This is a genomic window from Shewanella ulleungensis, assembly GCF_014648315.1.
GTDB classification, from domain to species: Bacteria; Pseudomonadota; Gammaproteobacteria; order Enterobacterales; family Shewanellaceae; genus Shewanella; species Shewanella ulleungensis.
Map to the genome: position 1 here is coordinate 362,814 of NZ_BMQW01000004.1, position 19,653 is coordinate 382,466.

A 19,653-nucleotide genomic window follows, 5' to 3' on the forward strand; every position below is an offset into this window, starting at 1 on the left:
ACCATTGGTTTTTATCAATATCAGATAGCCATTCTTAAGACTGAAAAACACGGTAATTGAACAATTATGAACGAGCTTAGTGGTTTATTCGTGACAATATCAAACAGGTTTCTTATTATTAAGCATATTCTCGTTTCACAAGGCTGATGTAACGCTCGTGATCACTTACAAAAACATGTTTAAACTTGCGTTAGTTGTCGCCGTACTTGTGACCAGCTATTTAGTTTTCTCTAAACCGAACTACCCACAAACCTTTTCTCATATGGATAAAGTGGGCCACTTAGGCAGCTTTTTCGCGCTATCGTATCTTGCACATTATGCCTTCAAACCAAAGTGGTATTATTTATGCGCCGCATTAGGCAGCTACGCGATTTTGATTGAGCTTGTGCAATCTCGCTTACCTTATCGCAGTGCATCTACTGCCGATGTTGCCGCCGACTTTGCTGGGATTGCTTTATTTTATCTACTTAACTTTTCGATATTACAGTATCGTAAATTAAGAAGTAAGCCTTAAAAACGCATCACAATTAGGCCTTATACCGATGGCAAATACATTAAAAACACCATCCTGCTCGCCCAATATCGCCATACTGGGCGCAGGCGCAATTGGGCAATTAATGTATCACCAGCTTTGCCATACAAACAGTAAACAGCCAAGTAACGACATAGCGCTAATAAGTCGCCAACCGCAGTCTAAGCAACAACAATTACAGTTTACCGATCATAGCGGGTACACTTATAGCACCGATGCTTTGATATTAGGCACAAATGATACACGTCTTGCTGAGGTTCATTTATTACTGGTGTGCGTTAAAGCATATCAAGTTGCAACCGCCCTACTTCCACTGCTTAGCAAATTATCACCACAATGCCATATTGTATTATTACACAATGGCTTAGGACCACATTTAGTGGTTTCTGAGGCGCTAGCGCAATATCCAAACCAAGGCTTAACGCTGGGCACAACATCACAGGCAGCATTAAAAAACAGCCAGTGGCACATTAAGCACACTGGATTTGGCGTTACTCAGCTTGGTTATTATTATGGTAGCGAGTTAAGCGCGAAACTAAAAGAACGTATTGATGAATTACACTGCGGCAATCAAGCTGTTGAATGGCATCAACCCGTATTAACAATATTGTGGCAAAAGCTGGCAATTAATGCGGTGATTAACCCGTTAACGGCGTTGCATCATTGTGCCAATGGCCAATTAGCTAATGATGAATATCAACACCAAATTGCTGCAATTATTGAAGAGTTAGTACACGTCGCTAAATGGGATGGTATTGTGTTAGATAGAGCACTCTTAAGCGCAAGAGTGTATCAGGTGATTAAGCTAACAGCGGCTAACTACTCATCTATGTATCAAGATGTAGCTCATCATCGAGCAACTGAAATAAACTTCATTAATGGGTATATTTGCCAGCAAGCTCAACTGCACAGATTAGCAGTACCGCATAATCAACATCTACTCGAGCAAGTTTTACAACTCAGCCTGTCTTGATTGTCATCCCCATACTAACAAGTCTGGTTTATAGTCATTTATCTGGTGTCGCAATTAACTCCACATCACCAAAATAGCAGCGATTGCAATGAGGACTAGGCCAGCGACATCATTTATTTTCACTTTATCTTTAAGCCAAAATGTCGCAATAATTAGCGTGAAAAAAACTTCGACTTGCCCAAGGGTTTTAACATAGGGTACAGCTTGTAACGACATAGCACTAAACCAACCAATTGAGCCAATACAGCTGGTGACACTGATCGATAACGTAAGAGTTGGCCTTTGCCAAAGCGCGGTCAGTGTTCGTTTATCTTTTGCCAGTAAATAAACAATCAGCACAATAGTTTGAATACTAATAACCCACAACAAAACCCATGCAGCACGATGAGTAAACGGCCCTTGCAGAGTTAAACTAGCTTCGCGCACCCAAAGGGATGTTAAGGCAAACGCACTGCCACAGGCTAAGCCTAGCAAGACTGTTTTAAGGGATAGCTGTTTAAAACCTTGTTTGCTACTGAGCAACATAATCGCAATGCCGCCCACAACAACACCAGTCCAACCAAGAAGTGACAATTGGGTACCGAAGAAAAACACTCCAAGGATCGCGGCGACTAGCGCTTCGCTCTTTGCCAACCCAGCACCTATGGCAAAGTTTTGCATTTTAAACAGTTTAACCATTAAGCCGGTGGCCAATATCTGCATTGAAGAAGCACCGAGGACAAATCCCCAAAAATCGGCATTAAATTGCGGCAATGAAACCGGTTGATACTGATGCAGACAATACAAATACACTGCGGCTATAGGTCCTGCCCAAATGAATCTAGCTAACGTTACTCCAGCAACGCTAACCTCTTTACTCAGCTTACTTTGAAAGGCATTGCGCCATGCCTGCATAAATGCCGCAAGGAAGGTAAATAAAATCCACATCGTGATATCCAGAAATACAAAAGCCCTCACTTTGTAAAAAGTCAGGGCTTATACAAGGGGCAACTAGATTACTGTTTACCACAATGAAATGACACACATTACTGTGTAAGTTGATTAATAATCAACTTACACAGTAATCAATCGTTTTAATGCACACTCAAGTTAATATGTGACAATTGGTGTTTATCAATTAACGGTTATTATTCAATAGAATCCATTCATTGTCAGTCTTTGCGTCTTATTTGCTGGTATCAATAAACTCAAATGATTTAACCAACTCATCGACTGCTTTCATCTGGGTAAGATACTTTTCTAACAAATGCAGTGGCAGTGCACATGGACCATCACATTTCGCATTATCTGGATCTGGATGCGCTTCAATAAATAAGCCTGCTAAGCCTAACGCCATACCGCTGCGTGCAAGTTCAGTTGCTTGTGCACGACGGCCACCAGCAGAATCGGCTCTTCCACCTGGGCGCTGTAGAGCATGAGTCGCATCAAAGATTACCGGATAACCGGTTTGCTTCATTTCGTCCATACCTAGCATGTCTACCACGAGGTTGTTATAACCAAAGCTGCTGCCACGTTCACATAAAATAATGTTGTCGTTACCAGCTTCATTAAATTTGGTAATGATATGACGCATTTCGTGTGGCGCTAGAAATTGTGGTTTTTTCACATTGATAACCGCGCCCGTTTTAGCCATCGCCACAACTAAATCAGTTTGACGAGCTAAAAACGCAGGTAGCTGAATAATATCGACCACTTCTGCAACTGGCGCGCATTGATGCACTTCATGCACGTCGGTGATTAATGGCACGTTGAAGGTTGATTTAATTTCTTCAAAAATACGTAAGCCTTCTTCCATACCAGGCCCTCGGTATGAATTAACCGATGAACGGTTGGCTTTATCAAATGATGCCTTAAACACATATGGGATCCCCAATTTTTGGGTCACTTCAACATAGTGCTCTGCAATTGACATAGCTAAGTCTCGCGACTCAAGTACGTTCATACCGCCGAATAATACAAATGGCTTGTCATTCGCCACTTTAATGTCGTTAGCTAACTGAATAGTTTTTTGATCCATTTGAACCTCTTTGCGCATTAACCTGCGACAACTTGTAATAACTGACCACACAGCCATGCCATGTAGGTACCTAATGCATAACCAAATACCGCTAACAATACCCCAACTGGTGCAAGTGCGGGGTGGAATGCTGCGGCCACGACGGGTGCAGAAGCCGCGCCGCCAACGTTAGCCTGGCTACCCACTGCCATATAAAACAATGGCGCTTTAATGAGTTTAGCCACTAGCAACATCAAGCTTGCGTGTACTAACATCCACACGATACCGACAAGGAAGTAAATCGGTGTATCCATTATTTTAGACACATCCATATGCAAGCCAATCGTTGCCACTAAAATATATAAAAACGCAGAAGCTATCTTAGACGCACCTGCTGCTTCTAGGTGACGCACTGGACTAAATGAAAGACCTAAACCAACCGTAGTCACAATAACCACTAACCAGAAGAACTTAGACGTTAAGCTATAATCTTCTGTCCATGGGTAATTCGCTTCAAAAAATGGTCCTAAAAAGTCAGCTGCAAAATGGGCAAAACCCGTTACCCCAAAACCGACAGCAACAATCATCATAATGTCGCGCAGTGAGGGAATACGTGAGTTTTCAGCGTGGTATTTTTCTACTTTTTCTTTTAACGCTTCAATTGCTGTCGTGTCGGCACCGGTTCTAGCATCTATCTCTTTCGCTTTTGAGGCCATAAACAACAATACGGCCATCCAAATGTTGGCCACAATCACGTCAACCGTCACCATAACAGAGAAAATCTCGCCGCCCACTTCATAAATTTCTTTCATGGCAGCTTGGTTTGCACCACCACCAATCCAGCTACCTGCCAACGTCGTCATACCACGCCAAACAGCATCTGGACCATTGTTTCCAATTAAGCTTGGGTCAATCATCGACACCAGTAATAAGGCAATTGGGCCTCCGATAACAATACCAAGCGTACCGGTTAAAAACATGATCACCGCTTTAGGTCCAAGCCCTAAAATTGCTTTTAAATCGACACTTAAAATCAACAAAACCAAACATGCAGGCAATAAATAACGCGAGGCGACAAAATATAATTGTGATGTATGGCCGTCGACCACACCAAAGGTATTAAGCAAGGAAGGTAAGAAATAGCACAGTAATAACGCGGGGATGTACTTGTAAAATTTTTGCCAAAATGGATGTGTCGATGAACTGGTATAAAACACAAAACCTAAAATAACGGCGAGTAAACCCAGTGCGGTGGCATCATTGCTCACCATAGCTGACGTGGTCATGCAGTATTCTCCCTTGCAAAAGCAATGTTTATAATAGTTATAGTTGTTATTACGTTAAGTCATTTTCGGTGACTTTTTTACGTTGATTTAAACTGGCTTTTACAGCCTATTATTATATTGCGCTGCTTTACTTAATAAAACAGCGCTTAGCAAATCGTCTCACTTAATGGTAAACCTGTGTATGTTGGCTCAACTCTTTTAATTGAATCTTAACGAGTTCGGTCACCGGATCGTGCGGGCTTAAATCAATAAAATGTTGTAAGTCAGAAATGGCCACTTTAATGCATCCCAACTGCTGGGCAATAAAAGCCCTTTCGCGGTTTAAGTGCACATCATCTGGGTGCCATTGTAATAACAAATTACAACACTCCATAGCCGACTCAAATTTTTGATTAACAATACAACCTGCTTTTAGCTCATGTAACATGCGACTAATTAAGCGTTTTAAGGTAGCAGGCTTTAAATGACTAGGTTTTAATTTCGCAGCATTGCCCATTTCACCACGCACTAAAGCGTGCAACTGATGACGGTCTAGCTCTCTACCGGTTAATGGATCGTGATATTTAATCACATCACACACCTGGCTTTTTAATACGGTATTACCTGGAAGTAATATCGCCTCAAGTTTCAAATCAAGTTGTTTGGCCAATAGAATTAATAATATCGATAAGGTCGTACTATTACCCTGTCGCTTTAACACACAGTAGCTTAAATCAGCAGCTTCAACACTAAAGTAATTATCGCGGGCACAAAAACCTAAGTCTTTGTAAAACCAATTAAACAAACCTTGCAAACGGGTTTGTTGATCAACCACATAATGGCTGAGCACCGCCCCAGACATTTCATACCAAGCCCACATAGCAGGTTTTGATACTGAAAATCCAAGGTGTTCAGAAAGCTCAAATGCAGTTTCAGGGATCGAAACTGCATCGTTTAGGAGATATTTTGCCATTAAAACCAATTAACCCACGAATACGACTTGTTTAAAATGAGCCAGCTTGGCCGCTAGTACTACCCAACCGATCGCACCGATAAAAGCAAAAAACTTAAACAGCTTATTACGGTTAGATTTGAGCGCCATAATCCCTAATGCAATGTAAGCAACAACACAGATGATCTTTTCGGTCATCCACGGGTCCACAAACGGATACTGCTTGATCATAAAGCAAAGCGTAAAACCAGACAGTAGTAAAAATGTATCAATAACATGTGGTGCCACTTTGACAAACTTTTTCTCCATAATAGGAGATTGGCGTAAGTTCAGCACAAAACGCACAATAAAGAAGGTGACACTTAATGCGACTAGCAGCATGTGAGAGTGTTTTACCGCTGGATATAAACTGTAAAATGTTTCCATTACTAAAGTCTCTTAAGATAATAAATAAAATCGCGGCTAGTGTACTCGAACAGCCTAACGTATGCCAATGGCATACGTGCTAAGGGAGTTTAGGGATATTTAGCCGCAAGTGTTGATAATTAATCGACCCATAGGCCTAAGGTACAACGATCGTTACTACCAAAATCGCGGACGGTTGCTACGTTTTGATAGCCTAACTCGATGAGTTTTTCACGTACTTTGATTGCTTGTTCATAACCATGCTCAAGCAATAAGTAACCACCAGTTAATAAGTGCGAGCGCGCGATATCGGCGATGTGGAATAAATCAGCATAACCTTCATCGGCTGCAGTGAGCGCACTTTGTGGTTCAAAACGAACGTCACCCATGTTGAGGTGCTCATCGGTTTCATCAATGTACGGCGGATTTGACACAATTAAGTCAAAGTCGCGATGTTCAACAGATGAAAACCAATTAGATTGAATTATCTCAACGTCAGGTAAGTTCAAATTAGCCCGGTTAGCTTTGGCTAATTCGACAGCACCAGGCACATTGTCGATGGCGGTAATACGCCATTTCGGCCTTTCTGACGCTAAAGATAATGCTATAGCGCCAGTCCCTGTTCCTAAGTCCAATACCTTAGCGTTATGTCGCAATGATAAATTCAGCGCGGTTTCGACTAAAATTTCAGTGTCGGGTCTAGGGATGAGTGTTGAGTCGTTCACGATAAAAGGTAATGACCAAAACTCACGCTCGCCAATAATGTGCGCTACAGGCGAACCACTTTGGCGTTTTGCCACCATAAGGCTAAACGCTTTAAACTGTTCGCTAGTGAGTTGCCTTTCAGGCCAAGTATATAAAAAACTACGATTTTTATTCAAACAATGCAATAACAACACCTCAGCATCTACGTGTGCAGATTCTGAGGTTGCGGCTAATTGTGAATAAGCCCATTGCAGAGCTTCAGCGATAGTTGAATACGAAGACTGAGGCAAGTTCACTCCTTAATCGTCGGCGAGAGCGGCAAGCATGTCAGCTTGATGTTCTTGCATAATAGGGTCTAGTAACGCGTTTAAGTCACCTTCCATCACTTCGTTTAAGCGATATAAAGTTAAGTTAATACGGTGATCGCTTACACGACCTTGAGGGTAGTTATACGTTCTGATACGCTCTGAACGATCACCACTGGCAACAAGACTACGACGTGTTGTTTCTTCAGCACTACGACGCTTCTCATCTTCAACCGCTTGAATACGCGCAGCCAATACACTCATCGCTTGGGCACGGTTTTTGTGCTGAGAGCGTTGATCCTGACATTCAACAATAATGCCTGATGGAATATGAGTGATACGAATCGCTGAGTCAGTTTTGTTTACGTGCTGACCACCCGCGCCTGATGCACGGAAAGTATCGACTTTAAGATCGGCAGGATTAATTGAAATCGCTTCAGCTTCTGGCACTTCGTGTAACACAACTACAGTGCACGCTGATGTGTGTACACGGCCTTGTGATTCAGTTTCAGGAACACGCTGAACTCGGTGTCCGCCAGACTCAAACTTTAATTTGCCGTAGGCACCGTCACCGCTCACTTTAACAATAATTTCTTTAAAGCCGCCATGCTCACCTTCGTTGAGGTTCATGACTTCCATTTGCCAGCGATTTGCTTCACAAAAACGTGAATACATACGGTATAAGTCGCCAGCAAAAATAGCTGCTTCATCACCACCTGCTCCAGCACGAATTTCAAGAAACGCGTTGGTGTCATCGTTAGGATCGGTAGGAAGTAATAATACTTGTAATTCATCTTCAAGTTTTTCAAGTATTTGCTTAGATGACTTGTACTCGTCTTGCGCCATTTCGCGCATGTCAGCATCGTCTTCTTCTAGCATTTCTTTGGCGTATTCAAAATCTTTTTGTGCTTGTTGAAATGCCTTAAAGCTACTCACAACATCTTCGAGTTGTGAGTATTCTTTTGAAAGGCCACGGAAGCGGTCTTGATCCGCAATCACGCTTGCATCACTTAGTAATGCCAATACTTCTTCATTACGCTCAAGCAAGCCTTCCAGCTTGCGGATAACCGATTCTTTCATTTAGCTCGCTAACCTTAGTTTTTATCTAAACCAAGCGCAGTTCTTAATAGGCCAACTGTATTCAAATCACCTTGACGACTGGCTGAGGTAAGCGATTGTGTTGGGGAATGAATTAAGCGATTGGTTAGCCTATTGGCTAACTCGATTATCACTTTTTCACTATCACCACCTTGAGACAATTTGTTCAAGGCTCGCTCAACTAACTCATCTTTAATCGCTAAGCTCTGACTGCGATATTCGCGAATACTGTCGACTGACTCTAAAGACCGGATCCACTCCATAAATAAGTGCGATTGATCTTCAGTAATTAATTCTGCTTGCTCGGCGGCTTCCTTACGTGAAGCCATGTTTTGTTCAATAATGCTATGCAGATCGTCGACAGTATAAAGGAATGCGTCGTCTAACTCACCGACTTCTGCTTCAATATCTCTCGGAACTGCAATATCAACTAACAACATCGGTTGATGACGACGCTGTTTTAATGCTTTTTCGACCATTCCCTTACCTAAAATAGGTAAAGGACTTGCGGTAGAGGATATCACGATATCGGCTTTAGCGAGAAAGTCTGGTATTTGTTGCAAAGTAATTGCAGTGGCATTGAACTCTTCGCACATAGCTTGTGCGCGCTCAATTGTGCGATTTGCCACAACCATTGAAGCAACGCCATTGTCTTTTAAATGCTTGGCGACCAATTCGATAGTCTCACCAGCACCAATTAACAATACTTTGGTGGTACTCAGCGATGAGAAAATATGCTTTGCCATGCTCACAGCAGCAAATGCTACCGACACAGCAGCAGATCCGATTTCGGTGTCGGTACGCACTTTTTTGGCGACTGAGAAGGTATTTTGAAACAAGCGATCAATGGTCGCGGCGGTTGTGCCCGCTTCCTTGGCTTTAACAAAAGCTTGCTTAACTTGACCTAAAATCTGTGGTTCGCCTAATACTAAAGAATCTAATCCCGATGCTACGCGCATTAGATGCTTGACGGCAACTTGCTCTTCGTAGGCATAAATACACGGCATTAGCTCTTCATGATTAAGCTGATGATAGTCTTCTAACCATTCAATAATGTCGTTTTTATCCGCATTATTACAGTACAGTTCAGTGCGATTACAGGTAGACACAATCACAGCCTCACCCGTACGAGTGCGACTCGCCAAGCTTTTCATGGCGTCATGAATGCGGTCTGGAGAGAAAGCGACTTTTTCTCGCAAATCTACCGTGGCGGTTTTATGGTTTATCCCGATTGCTACTAGGCTCATTTGACTGTATCAAGTTCTTTTCGGTGACGTTAATTAGGCTATTCTACTGAATTGAACCAACTAAAAACACAATTGGCTTAACAAAACCGAATAAATGTTTAATTTTTTATTTCTTAGATATAAGGTCATTGTCTTATACGTTAGATTAAAATCACATTAATTTTGGAAAAGCATTTTTACATCATAGCCTAAGCCCAGTATCATAAGCCTATCTTCAGCAACTGTTAGGCAAGCCATTGCGTTTATCAGTATCAGCGTTTCATACTTCTATCATCTTCGCTCTGTTATTATTAACTGGCTGTACTATTACGCCGTCCGAGCAATTTACCCCAATAGACGTCAGCCAGGCCTCGCAAGCAAAAGCATGGGAGCTTCAAGGTAAAATTGCCGTTAAAACTGCAGATGACAAATTCAGCACCAACCTTTATTGGTTGCATCAGCCGGCCGCTAATGATCTACGTCTTACTACAGTATTGGGTACAACAGTGTTAACACTGACAACGAACCAAGGCATGGCGACATTAGAAGTTGACGGAAAAACCTATCATGACCGCAGTGCCCAAGACTTATTAACGGGTATTAGTGGTTGGTCAATTCCATTAGACAGCTTACCGCTGTGGATCACAGGACAAACAGGCAGCAATGATAATATTGTTAGCTATAATCCGGACGGCACCATTAAGCAGTTGATAAGCCAAGACTCACAATCAGATTGGCATGTAACGTTCATGAGCTGGCAACAGCAAAGCGGTGCACTTGTACCTAAGCTGTTAAAGATTGAGCGTGACGATGTACAAATCAAAATTCAAAGTAACCAATGGACAGCGGTTCAGGTCAAAGCCAAATAATTAACGTGGTAAATTGATCTATCAACAAGGTAGTGAATATATGAAATCAACCAGCTCACTAAAATCAGTTGCATCTAAAAGTTGGCCTGCCCCAGCAAAACTTAACTTATTTTTACACATAACAGGTCAACGCCCTGACGGTTATCATGAGTTACAAACATTATTTCAATTTGTTGATCATTGTGACTATCTCGATTTCCATGTCACCGCATCTGCCGAGTTAGTATTGCACTCTAATTTAGGTGATTCTGTCGCTGACAGCGATAACTTAATTCTTAAAGCCGCAAAATCTCTTAAGCGTTACACACAATATAAAGGTGGTGCGCATATTTGGTTAAATAAATTATTGCCAATGGGCGGTGGTTTAGGTGGCGGTTCATCTGATGCAGCCACTACTCTAGTTGCATTAAATGCTCTCTGGGGAACCAATGTTTCGCAATCTAAGTTAGCAGAAATAGGCCTCGCTTTAGGTGCCGATGTGCCTGTTTTTATTAATGGTTTATCCGCGTTTGCTGAAGGTGTTGGAGAACAGCTTGTAACAGTACAACCAGACGAACTTTGGTATTTAGTGATTGTTCCTAGTGTACACGTGTCGACTAAAGATATATTCCAACATCCTGATTTACCACGCAACACCCCAAAGTTAGATTTAAACAGCCTAATGACACAGAAATGGACCAATGATTGTCAAAAACTGGTCACAACGCAGTACCCTCAAGTTGCCAATGCCTTAAGCTGGCTGGTAGAATATGCGCCGTCGAGAATGACCGGAACAGGTGCATGCGTGTTCGGGGAATTTACACATTCGCAGCAAGCCCTTGACGCTTTAGCCGAATTACCGGCTGATATGCAGGGATTTGTCGCAAAAGGGATGAATAAGTCACCGTTATTAACGCGACTTGAGCAACTCTAACAACATATATTTCTTCTGGGTCAGTTTTGAGTGACAACACGTAAAATTGATCTAGCCTTTAATAGTTAAGCAAACACCTGAGGTTCATAAAGTGCCCGACATCAAGCTCTTTGCTGGTAACGCTACCCCAAATCTAGCCGCCAAGATAGCCGACCGTTTATTTTGTAAACTTGGCGACGCAGTTGTAGGCCGTTTCAGCGACGGTGAAATCAGTGTTCAAATAAACGAGAATGTACGTGGTGCGGATGTATTTATCATCCAATCTACTTGCGCACCAACCAACGATAACCTCATGGAGCTTATTGTTATGGTTGATGCACTTCGTCGTGCGTCTGCTGGTCGTATTACTGCCGTTATCCCGTATTTTGGTTATGCTCGTCAAGACCGTCGTGTTCGCAGTGCCCGTGTACCTATTACCGCTAAAGTAGTTGCAGACTTTTTGTCTAGCGTTGGTGTTGACCGCGTATTAACCTGCGATTTACACGCTGAACAAATTCAAGGTTTCTTCGACGTACCAGTTGATAACGTATTCGGTAGCCCAGTGTTACTTGAAGACATGTTAGCTAAAAAGCTTGAAAACCCAGTGGTAGTTTCTCCAGACATTGGTGGCGTAGTTCGCGCTCGTGCGGTTGCTAAGTTATTAGATGATTCAGACCTTGCGATTATCGATAAGCGTCGCCCACAAGCTAACGTTGCCCAAGTCATGCACATTATTGGTGATGTTCAAGGCCGTGATTGCATCATAGTTGATGACATGATCGACACTGGCGGCACATTATGTAAAGCAGCTGAAGCATTAAAAGAGCATGGCGCTAACCGCGTATTTGCTTATGCTACTCACCCAGTATTTTCGGGTAATGCAGCAGAAAACATTGCTAACTCAGTTATTGATGAAGTTATCGTAACCGACACGGTACCTTTAAGCCCTGAAATGCTTAAAGTCGCTAAAGTAACTCAGTTGACCATGTCAGCTGTACTTGCAGAAGCAATCCGTCGCGTGAGCAACGAAGAGTCAATCTCTGCGATGTTCCGCCACTAATCGAACTGGTTAGTTAACACCAAAACGCACTCAATTGAGTGCGTTTTTGTTTATAGGGCATTTTGCCTCTCAATTAGGCAGATAAAGCCCGTTGAGGTGCCAAGGTGGTCGATGGGATTGGCATCTTGCTTAAGGTCAATTCAGTACCCTCTTGTTGTTGCACAAACATTTTCCCCGCGGCTAAACCAGTATGATAATCATGAAGTAAGCCAGCATCAGTGCTGCCCAATAATTTACTTTGTAAAATGTCATTGGCGAAAATCTGGATAATCTCCACATCTTCTGGTGGATTAGCAATAAACGCTAACTCATCTTGATATGCTTGCTCATGCTGGGCTAAGTAATCAATTGTTTTAGGGCAATATCCAGAGACACAAATCCAAGATTTGAGTTTATGCACCCATGCCGATTGCGCTTGAAAATCAGCATTTACTGTGCGGATAACCACAATTTTACGTGCCCCACGTTGATATGCTTCTCGCACAGGCAAAGGCGCTGCTAAGCCGCCATCGAGAAAGAAGTCTTCCTGAATTGGCAACGCCGACTCTTCACTTTGATTTGCAGCATGAGACGCTAACCAAGGCGTTAACTTCACACCTTGCTTATAAAGAAACGGTAACGCGCTCGATGCCTTTAACAGTTCACGCCAATGGTTATTATCATTACTTGGGCTTAAAAAATACCCTTGACGATCTCTAGCATTGGTTGCGGTGATCAATAACTGTCTTTGACCCAAGGTTTTTGCAGCGGTCGAAAAGTCTAACGCAAAACTTCCTTGAGTGGTCTTATCAAAGTACCAATCTAAATCCACCACATGACCACCAACCAGACCTCGGCCGAGCTGATAAAAACGTTTATGACGCGATAACCCTCGGATTAAACGTTTGGCATAGCCTTTTTGTCTTGATAAAAAACTGGTGAGATTTTGCGAGCCAGCAGAGGTGCCAATAAACAGATCAAACGGATCAAATTCAGCATCTAACCAAGCATCTAATACCCCTGCGGTAAAAATACCACGTTGTCCACCGCCTTCGGCAATCAAAGCCGTCATTGGCTGTGATGTTAGCTCTATAGGGATATTTGGAGTAGTTGCTTGGTTGTTCATATTTACCTGATGCTTGCTAATTGACTGTATAAGATAAGTCTAAAGAACTGATGCAAGGATAGATAATGGATAGAATCAATCGCGTTAATAGGAAAAGGCTATCGATAGAATATTTTAAAATGCACATCAAAAAGCAAAAAGCCCGTCATAAAGACGGGCTTTTTAGAATTTGGCTGGGGTACCAGGATTCGAACCTGGGGATGCCGAGATCAAAACCCGGTGCCTTACCGCTTGGCGATACCCCAATTGTATTGCAATTTATTTTAAAACAGAGGTGTTACAAATTTGATGGTACGGGAAGAGAGACTTGAACTCTCACACCTTGCGGCACCAGAACCTAAATCTGGCGTGTCTACCAATTTCACCATTCCCGCATCAAATTTTAACTTAGAGTATACTCAAATTTTATTAAGAGTAAACTTTGATTTCTACTGGCAATAATAAAGTACTTAGATAAAGCCCTTATTCTACCGAGTAAAAATGGTAGCAATAGCGGGATTTGAACCTGCGACCCCAGCATTATGAGTGCTGTGCTCTAACCAACTGAGCTATATTGCCAAAGATGGCTGGGATACAAGGATTCGAACCTTGGAATGCTGAGATCAAAACCCAGTGCCTTACCGCTTGGCGATATCCCAATAATCTTTTTCTTACTTTATAAATGGCTGGGATACAAGGATTCGAACCTTGGAATGCTGAGATCAAAACCCAGTGCCTTACCGCTTGGCGATATCCCAATCAAACTTTTTGAAACGCCCGCATCAGCCAGCTTTTCTAATAAATGGTACGGGAAGAGAGACTTGAACTCTCACACCTTGCGGCACCAGAACCTAAATCTGGCGTGTCTACCAATTTCACCATTCCCGCACAACACTCTCGTTTAACATCCTGAGTAAGATGAGCAAAGTAATGGTAGCAATAGCGGGATTTGAACCTGCGACCCCAGCATTATGAGTGCTGTGCTCTAACCAACTGAGCTATATTGCCACTACTTTTTGCAATCCCTCTTGGCGAGGAACGGGGCGTATTATGCTTATTCAGGTTATCGAGGTCAACTGGTTTTTTTCGCTATTTTCATCAAATCGTCTTGTTCGGCTATAACTTCACCAAACTGGATGCCGAATCGACAAAATAAACCCAATTAACACATCGATATTCGCTTTACGCCCCTTTCTGATATATCAATAACGCTTATACGTTAAATAAGAAATGCATTACATCGCCATCTTTAACAATGTAAGTTTTACCTTCTACTCGTAATTTACCAGCCTCTTTTGCGCCAGCTTCGCCTTTGAAGGTGATAAAGTCATCATATGCCATCACTTGAGCGCGAATAAAGCCACGTTCAAAATCGGTATGAATTACACCAGCCGCTTGCGGAGCAGAAGCGCCAACAGGCACAGTCCATGCACGCACTTCTTTTACACCAGCAGTAAAATAGGTTTGTAAATTTAATAATTCATAACCCGCGCGAATAACACGATCTAAACCAGACTCTTCTAGACCAAGATCTGCCATAAATTCTGCACGGTCGTCAGCTTCCATCTCTGCAAGCTCTGATTCAATGGCGGCACATACTGGCACAACGATAGCATTTTCTGTCGCCGCAATAGCACGAACAACATCCAGGTGAGGGTTATTTTCAAACCCATCTTCTGCTACGTTGGCAATGTACATGGTTGGCTTAATCGTTAAGAAGTTAAGGTATGCAACAGCTGCAAGCTCTTCTTTAGTTAATTCAAGCGAACGCAACATCTTACCTTCGTCTAACACTGGGCGCATTTTTTCAAGCACGCTCACTTCAAACTTAGCATCGCCATCACCACCTTTGGCGCGTTTGGCTTGACGGAAAATGGCACGCTCGCATGCATCTAAGTCAGCTAATGCCAGTTCAGTGTTGATGACTTCGATGTCACCAGCTGGATCAATTTTATTCGCAACGTGAACGATATTCGGGTCTTCAAAACAACGTACCACATGGCCAATCGCATCGGTTTCACGAATGTTAGCTAAAAATTTGTTACCTAAACCTTCACCTTTCGATGCTCCGGCCACAAGCCCTGCGATATCGACAAATTCCATAGATGTCGGTAACACACGTTGCGGCTTAACAATTGCAGCTAACGCGTCAAGACGTGGATCGGGTACAGGTACCACACCAGTGTTTGGCTCAATAGTACAAAACGGAAAGTTTGCAGCTTCAATACCCGCTTGTGTTAACGCATTAAACAGCGTTGATTTACCTACGTTTGGCAGACCAACAATGCCGCATTTAAAACCCATATGCTTACCTTTATATATGTAGAATTATCCCAATGGATAATGATGTCGAATGAGGTGTTAAAACAAAACTTACTGAGCTTATTCTGCTTTAAACGAATGTAATCGGTGCATGGCTTTCACCATGTCTTGTTTAAATAAAATTTCGGTTGAACGCACAGCTTCATCAATAGCAGCATTTATCCGCTCTTGGTCAATTGCAGGAGCTCTGCCCAATACGTAACCGCTAACCTTATTTTTATCGCCTGGGTGGCCAATGCCAATGCGCAAACGATAGAAATTTTTGTCATTACCTAAACAGGCAATAATGTCTTTTAAACCATTATGTCCGCCATGACCGCCGCCTAATTTAAATTTGGCCACACCGGGATCAATATCTAATTCATCATGGGCAACTAAAATCTCTTCAGGCAAAATGCGGAAAAAATTGGCTAATGCAGCAACAGACTTACCGCTTAAGTTCATGAATGTCGTAGGGATCAACAGACGGACATCTTTACCGTGCAAAATAGCGCGAGCAGTAACACCAAAATATTTACTCTCTGCGACTAAAGGAACATTACAAATACGAGCAAGTTCCTGCACGTACCAAGCGCCAGCATTATGGCGAGTTTGTGCGTATTCGGCACCTGGGTTTGCTAACCCAACAATTAATTTAATGTTACTCATCACAACCTAGTCAGTATATTTGCGAGTGCCTCACGTCTACGTCATAAATCCCCTGCGTAAAGGGTCATTAGTATACACATGATGCAAAACGCGGCATTTTAGCACTCAAATGCCTTGTCAACAAACCACAAGTTTCGCTGACGATTTTAGTTAATTTAACCCAAGTGCGTACTTTAATACTTTACGCTTTATAGGTGAGTCGATATTCGCCAGTTTTAATGCACCGTTTCGCAATAACTTAAGCGGCAATAAGTCATTACTGAAGCTGGCATAAAAGGCGTCCATTGCAGTCATCATTAATTGATTATCGTAATAACGTGCTTGTTGATAGCGCTTTAATACTCGTGCTTCCCACCATATTTCCCCACTGCCTATTGCATTTGCGACTTGCGCCACCAGCACGTCGACATCTTTAAAGCCAATATTAACCCCCTGACCTGCCAGTGGATTTATAGTGTGGGCTGCGTCGCCAAGAATGACGAGATTATCTTGGTAATAACGCTGCGCATGGCGACGAGTTAAGGTAAAGCTGCCACTATTTTCTACGCTAAAGTTAGCATCTAACCTTGCCGGAAAGTGTTGTTTAATTTGTTCGGCTAATTGCAAGGGGGTTAATTGCGATAACTGCTTGATGCGATTGGCATCGTCATACCACACTAGTGATGCATTATTGCCAGGCAGTGGTAATAAACTTCTCGGGCCTGCGGGAGTAAACTGTTGCCAGGTAACAGATTGTTGCTCTGTTTGAGTGTGAATATTGATTAGCATCGCCGATTGAGCATAATCCCAACCAGTAACGCCAATGCCAGACCATTGACGCACTTGTGAATTAGCGCCATCGGCACCAACAAGTAATCGAGTACTCAGCAGGCTGCCATCTTCAAGGATAATCTCAATTTGTTGCTGTTCGGCCTGACGCGTGATTTGGCTTACTTTATGGGGGCAAAGCAGCGCAACCTTCTCCATAGTGCGAATTTGCTGCCACAAACTTAATTGAATCAGCCGATTTTCAAAAAAGTACCCTAAATGCGTTTGACCAACTTGCTCAGCAGTAAAAGAGGTTAAGCAACCGTCCATTTCCCAGGTTTCCAAGCCGTCATAAGGTGCATGACGCATGGTGAGTAGCTGCTCCATGACGCCTAAACGTGTTAGCAACTGCTCGGATGCTACACTAATCGCCGACACTCGCACATCTAATGGCTGTCCAGGGTCATAATCTTGCGGTTCGCGCGCCTCAATAACAGCGACAGTTAACCCTAATTGTCCTAGCCCGATTGCTGCGGCGGCGCCTACCATACCCCCGCCCACAATCACGACATCGTATTCTGTTGAAGGTTGAGTATCCATTGCGTGAGGAATATCTTGCATCGTGTCTATATCCATAAAAAGTGACCGTTTGGCATAACGCCATGAATGAGTGTCACCGGATTAATGCTTTACAGTACAACTAACTTATGTCCTGTTATAACAAAACTGTGACTAAGCACAAAAGAGTGTAGCCAAGACTAATCCAAAGACGCAATCCTGGCCGAAATCCACATCATCGGACACTAGGTGTTCATTCGTAATGCTGTTGATTATGCCCTATATCCATAAACCACGGAAAGGGTGTGCTGCGTTAATCGTGATTTAGCACTAAATCAGCTTTTCATCATGTAAGCATAACGCCAATATATGCCGTTTAAACATAGTCTTAATGAGCCTAAACAGAATGTTTTATCCGGCGCCTTAAAGCATTACTCGTTTTAGGGTTATTAAATACTTTACCGCTAAACGAGCGAAACTTGCACTAGTGCTAGCCAGAGCGTCTTACAACAGGTAAAATATCGCGCTATTTTTACTGTTGTTTACCGGCGAGCACTGATGAGTAAAAAACTTCATATTAAAACCTGGGGCTGTCAAATGAATGAGTATGACTCATCAAAGATGGCTGATTTATTAGACGACTATCAAGGCTATACCTTGACCGAAGACGCGAGCGAAGCAGACGTACTGCTGCTTAATACTTGCTCTATTCGTGAAAAAGCACAGGAGAAGGTTTTCCATCAGCTAGGGCGTTGGAAAACTTTAAAAGACAAAAATCCTAATTTAATTATTGGGGTTGGTGGCTGTGTGGCTTCACAAGAAGGTAAAGCCATTAAAGATCGCGCTCAATGCGTCGACATTATTTTTGGCCCACAAACCTTACATCGCTTACCTGAGATGATTGAACAGATCCAGCGTGGCGAAAAAGCAGTTATCGATATCAGTTTCCCTGAAATTGAAAAATTCGACCGTTTACCTGAACCTCGTGCAGACGGCCCAACGGCATTTGTATCGATTATGGAAGGTTGCAGCAAATACTGTTCTTTCTGCGTCGTCCCTTATACTCGTGGCGAAGAAGTTAGCCGTCCATTAGACGACATCATTCTCGAAGTGGCCCAATTAGCCGCTCAAGGTGTACGTGAAGTCAATTTACTTGGCCAAAACGTGAATGCTTATCGTGGTGCAACTCACGATGATGAAATCTGTACCTTTGCTGAATTGTTGCGTCTAATCGCCTCAATCGACGGAATCGATCGTTTACGCTTTACTACCAGCCACCCGATTGAATTTACCCAAGACATTATTGACGTGTATGAAGACACTCCTGAGTTAGTCAGCTTCTTACATTTACCAGTACAGTCTGGTTCTGACCGTATTTTAACGCAAATGAAACGTGGCCATATGGCCATCGAATACAAGTCAATCATTCGTCGATTACGTAAAGCACGTCCTGATATACAAATCAGTTCTGACTTTATTATCGGCTTCCCAGGTGAAACAGCTGATGATTTTGCTGACACCATGAAACTGATTGAAGATGTGGCATTTGATCATAGCTTTAGCTTTATCTATAGCGCTCGTCCAGGTACGCCAGCGGCCGATTTGCCAGATGATGTGAGCGACGATGAAAAGAAACAGCGTTTAGCTATTTTACAAGATCGCATTACCCAACAAGCCATGCGTTACAGCCGCCATATGTTAGGCACTGTACAACGTATTTTAGTTGAAGGGCCTTCAGTAAAGAATCCAATGGAGCTTCGCGGTCGTACTGAAAACAGTCGTGTGGTGAACTTTGAAGCACCGCACACCCACATTGGTAGTTTTGTTGATGTGAAAATTGTTGATGTGTACACCAACTCATTACGCGGCGAATTTATTCGTGGCGAAAGCGAAATGGATCTACGTCGCAGTTTACGTCCGTCTGATATTTTAGCTAAACACAAACAAGATGACGCTTTAGGTGTAACCCACTACAAGCCATAAATCTGATGGGTTTAAGTACGATATTAAAGGCGG

General features: G+C 42.8%; 18 protein-coding genes and 7 tRNA genes. 6 read left to right on the forward strand and 19 right to left on the reverse strand.

What is annotated here, in order from left to right:
- The first annotated feature begins 157 nt into the window (after positions 1–157).
- Positions 158–514, forward strand: coding sequence for a VanZ family protein (locus tag IEY40_RS10535; protein WP_188955915.1), 357 nt, complete (start codon positions 158–160; stop codon positions 512–514).
- A gap of 28 nt (positions 515–542) precedes the next feature.
- A complete protein-coding gene (locus IEY40_RS10540) occupies positions 543–1,505 on the forward strand; it encodes a ketopantoate reductase family protein (RefSeq protein WP_188955917.1) in 963 nt (320 codons plus the stop codon).
- A 54-nt stretch (positions 1,506–1,559) separates the two neighbouring features.
- On the opposite strand, the gene IEY40_RS10545 is transcribed toward IEY40_RS10540, so the two are convergent.
- From IEY40_RS10545 to hemA, 8 genes are all read right to left on the reverse strand, one after another.
- A complete protein-coding gene (locus IEY40_RS10545) occupies positions 1,560–2,432 on the reverse strand; it encodes an EamA family transporter (protein WP_188955919.1) in 873 nt (290 codons plus the stop codon).
- A 238-nt stretch (positions 2,433–2,670) separates the two neighbouring features.
- Positions 2,671–3,522 (reverse strand): 3-deoxy-8-phosphooctulonate synthase, encoded by an 852-nt coding sequence (gene kdsA, locus IEY40_RS10550; RefSeq protein WP_188955921.1) that lies wholly within the window; start codon positions 3,520–3,522, stop codon positions 2,671–2,673.
- A gap of 17 nt (positions 3,523–3,539) precedes the next feature.
- Positions 3,540–4,787, reverse strand: coding sequence for a DUF819 family protein (locus IEY40_RS10555; RefSeq protein ID WP_188955923.1), 1,248 nt, complete (start codon positions 4,785–4,787; stop codon positions 3,540–3,542).
- Between the two features lie 163 nt (positions 4,788–4,950).
- Entirely contained in the window at positions 4,951–5,739 is a 789-nt protein-coding gene (locus IEY40_RS10560; protein ID WP_188955925.1) for a transglutaminase family protein, read from the reverse strand.
- Between the two features lie 9 nt (positions 5,740–5,748).
- The gene (locus tag IEY40_RS10565; RefSeq protein WP_188955927.1) at positions 5,749–6,144 is read right to left on the reverse strand and encodes a SirB2 family protein; all 396 of its coding nucleotides are present in this window, start codon (positions 6,142–6,144) and stop codon (positions 5,749–5,751) included.
- 119 nt (positions 6,145–6,263) lie between these two features.
- Complete coding sequence (gene prmC, locus IEY40_RS10570) at positions 6,264–7,118, reverse strand: peptide chain release factor N(5)-glutamine methyltransferase (protein WP_188955929.1); 855 nt, start codon at positions 7,116–7,118, stop codon at positions 6,264–6,266.
- Positions 7,119–7,127: 9 nt separating this feature from the next.
- A complete protein-coding gene (gene prfA, locus IEY40_RS10575) occupies positions 7,128–8,213 on the reverse strand; it encodes a peptide chain release factor 1 (RefSeq protein ID WP_188955931.1) in 1,086 nt (361 codons plus the stop codon).
- 14 nt (positions 8,214–8,227) lie between these two features.
- Positions 8,228–9,478 carry a glutamyl-tRNA reductase gene (hemA, locus tag IEY40_RS10580; protein WP_188955932.1) on the reverse strand — a complete coding sequence of 417 codons (1,251 nt, stop codon included), beginning with the start codon at positions 9,476–9,478 and terminating at the stop codon, positions 8,228–8,230.
- Positions 9,479–9,714: 236 nt separating this feature from the next.
- On the opposite strand from hemA, the gene lolB reads away from it, so the two are divergent.
- The 3 genes from lolB to IEY40_RS10595 all read left to right on the forward strand — a co-directional run bounded on the left by lolB (position 9,715) and on the right by IEY40_RS10595 (position 12,278).
- Complete coding sequence (lolB, locus tag IEY40_RS10585) at positions 9,715–10,326, forward strand: lipoprotein insertase outer membrane protein LolB (RefSeq protein ID WP_188955935.1); 612 nt, start codon at positions 9,715–9,717, stop codon at positions 10,324–10,326.
- 40 nt (positions 10,327–10,366) lie between these two features.
- Positions 10,367–11,239, forward strand: coding sequence for a 4-(cytidine 5'-diphospho)-2-C-methyl-D-erythritol kinase (gene ispE, locus IEY40_RS10590; RefSeq protein WP_188955937.1), 873 nt, complete (start codon positions 10,367–10,369; stop codon positions 11,237–11,239).
- Positions 11,240–11,330: 91 nt separating this feature from the next.
- Positions 11,331–12,278 carry a ribose-phosphate pyrophosphokinase gene (locus IEY40_RS10595; RefSeq protein ID WP_011636202.1) on the forward strand — a complete coding sequence of 316 codons (948 nt, stop codon included), beginning with the start codon at positions 11,331–11,333 and terminating at the stop codon, positions 12,276–12,278.
- A gap of 73 nt (positions 12,279–12,351) precedes the next feature.
- Here IEY40_RS10595 and IEY40_RS10600 read toward each other — a convergent pair whose 3' ends face one another.
- The 11 genes from IEY40_RS10600 to IEY40_RS10650 all read right to left on the reverse strand — a co-directional run bounded on the left by IEY40_RS10600 (position 12,352) and on the right by IEY40_RS10650 (position 17,715).
- The gene (locus IEY40_RS10600; protein ID WP_188955939.1) at positions 12,352–13,383 is read right to left on the reverse strand and encodes a patatin-like phospholipase family protein; all 1,032 of its coding nucleotides are present in this window, start codon (positions 13,381–13,383) and stop codon (positions 12,352–12,354) included.
- A 170-nt stretch (positions 13,384–13,553) separates the two neighbouring features.
- Positions 13,554–13,628, reverse strand: a tRNA-Gln gene (locus IEY40_RS10605).
- 44 nt (positions 13,629–13,672) lie between these two features.
- Positions 13,673–13,757: transfer RNA gene (locus tag IEY40_RS10610), tRNA-Leu, on the reverse strand.
- A gap of 107 nt (positions 13,758–13,864) precedes the next feature.
- Positions 13,865–13,941, reverse strand: a tRNA-Met gene (locus IEY40_RS10615).
- Positions 13,942–13,946: 5 nt separating this feature from the next.
- Positions 13,947–14,021, reverse strand: a tRNA-Gln gene (locus tag IEY40_RS10620).
- 24 nt (positions 14,022–14,045) lie between these two features.
- Positions 14,046–14,120: transfer RNA gene (locus IEY40_RS10625), tRNA-Gln, on the reverse strand.
- Between the two features lie 45 nt (positions 14,121–14,165).
- A tRNA-Leu gene (locus tag IEY40_RS10630) sits at positions 14,166–14,250 on the reverse strand.
- Positions 14,251–14,293: 43 nt separating this feature from the next.
- A tRNA-Met gene (locus IEY40_RS10635) sits at positions 14,294–14,370 on the reverse strand.
- 204 nt (positions 14,371–14,574) lie between these two features.
- Complete coding sequence (gene ychF, locus IEY40_RS10640) at positions 14,575–15,666, reverse strand: redox-regulated ATPase YchF (RefSeq protein WP_188955941.1); 1,092 nt, start codon at positions 15,664–15,666, stop codon at positions 14,575–14,577.
- A 78-nt stretch (positions 15,667–15,744) separates the two neighbouring features.
- Positions 15,745–16,332 carry an aminoacyl-tRNA hydrolase gene (pth, locus tag IEY40_RS10645; RefSeq protein WP_188955943.1) on the reverse strand — a complete coding sequence of 196 codons (588 nt, stop codon included), beginning with the start codon at positions 16,330–16,332 and terminating at the stop codon, positions 15,745–15,747.
- A 150-nt stretch (positions 16,333–16,482) separates the two neighbouring features.
- A complete protein-coding gene (locus IEY40_RS10650) occupies positions 16,483–17,715 on the reverse strand; it encodes an FAD-dependent monooxygenase (protein ID WP_188955945.1) in 1,233 nt (410 codons plus the stop codon).
- 480 nt (positions 17,716–18,195) lie between these two features.
- On the opposite strand from IEY40_RS10650, the gene miaB reads away from it, so the two are divergent.
- A complete protein-coding gene (gene miaB, locus IEY40_RS10655) occupies positions 18,196–19,620 on the forward strand; it encodes a tRNA (N6-isopentenyl adenosine(37)-C2)-methylthiotransferase MiaB (protein WP_188955947.1) in 1,425 nt (474 codons plus the stop codon).
- Positions 19,621–19,653: the final 33 nt, after the last annotated feature.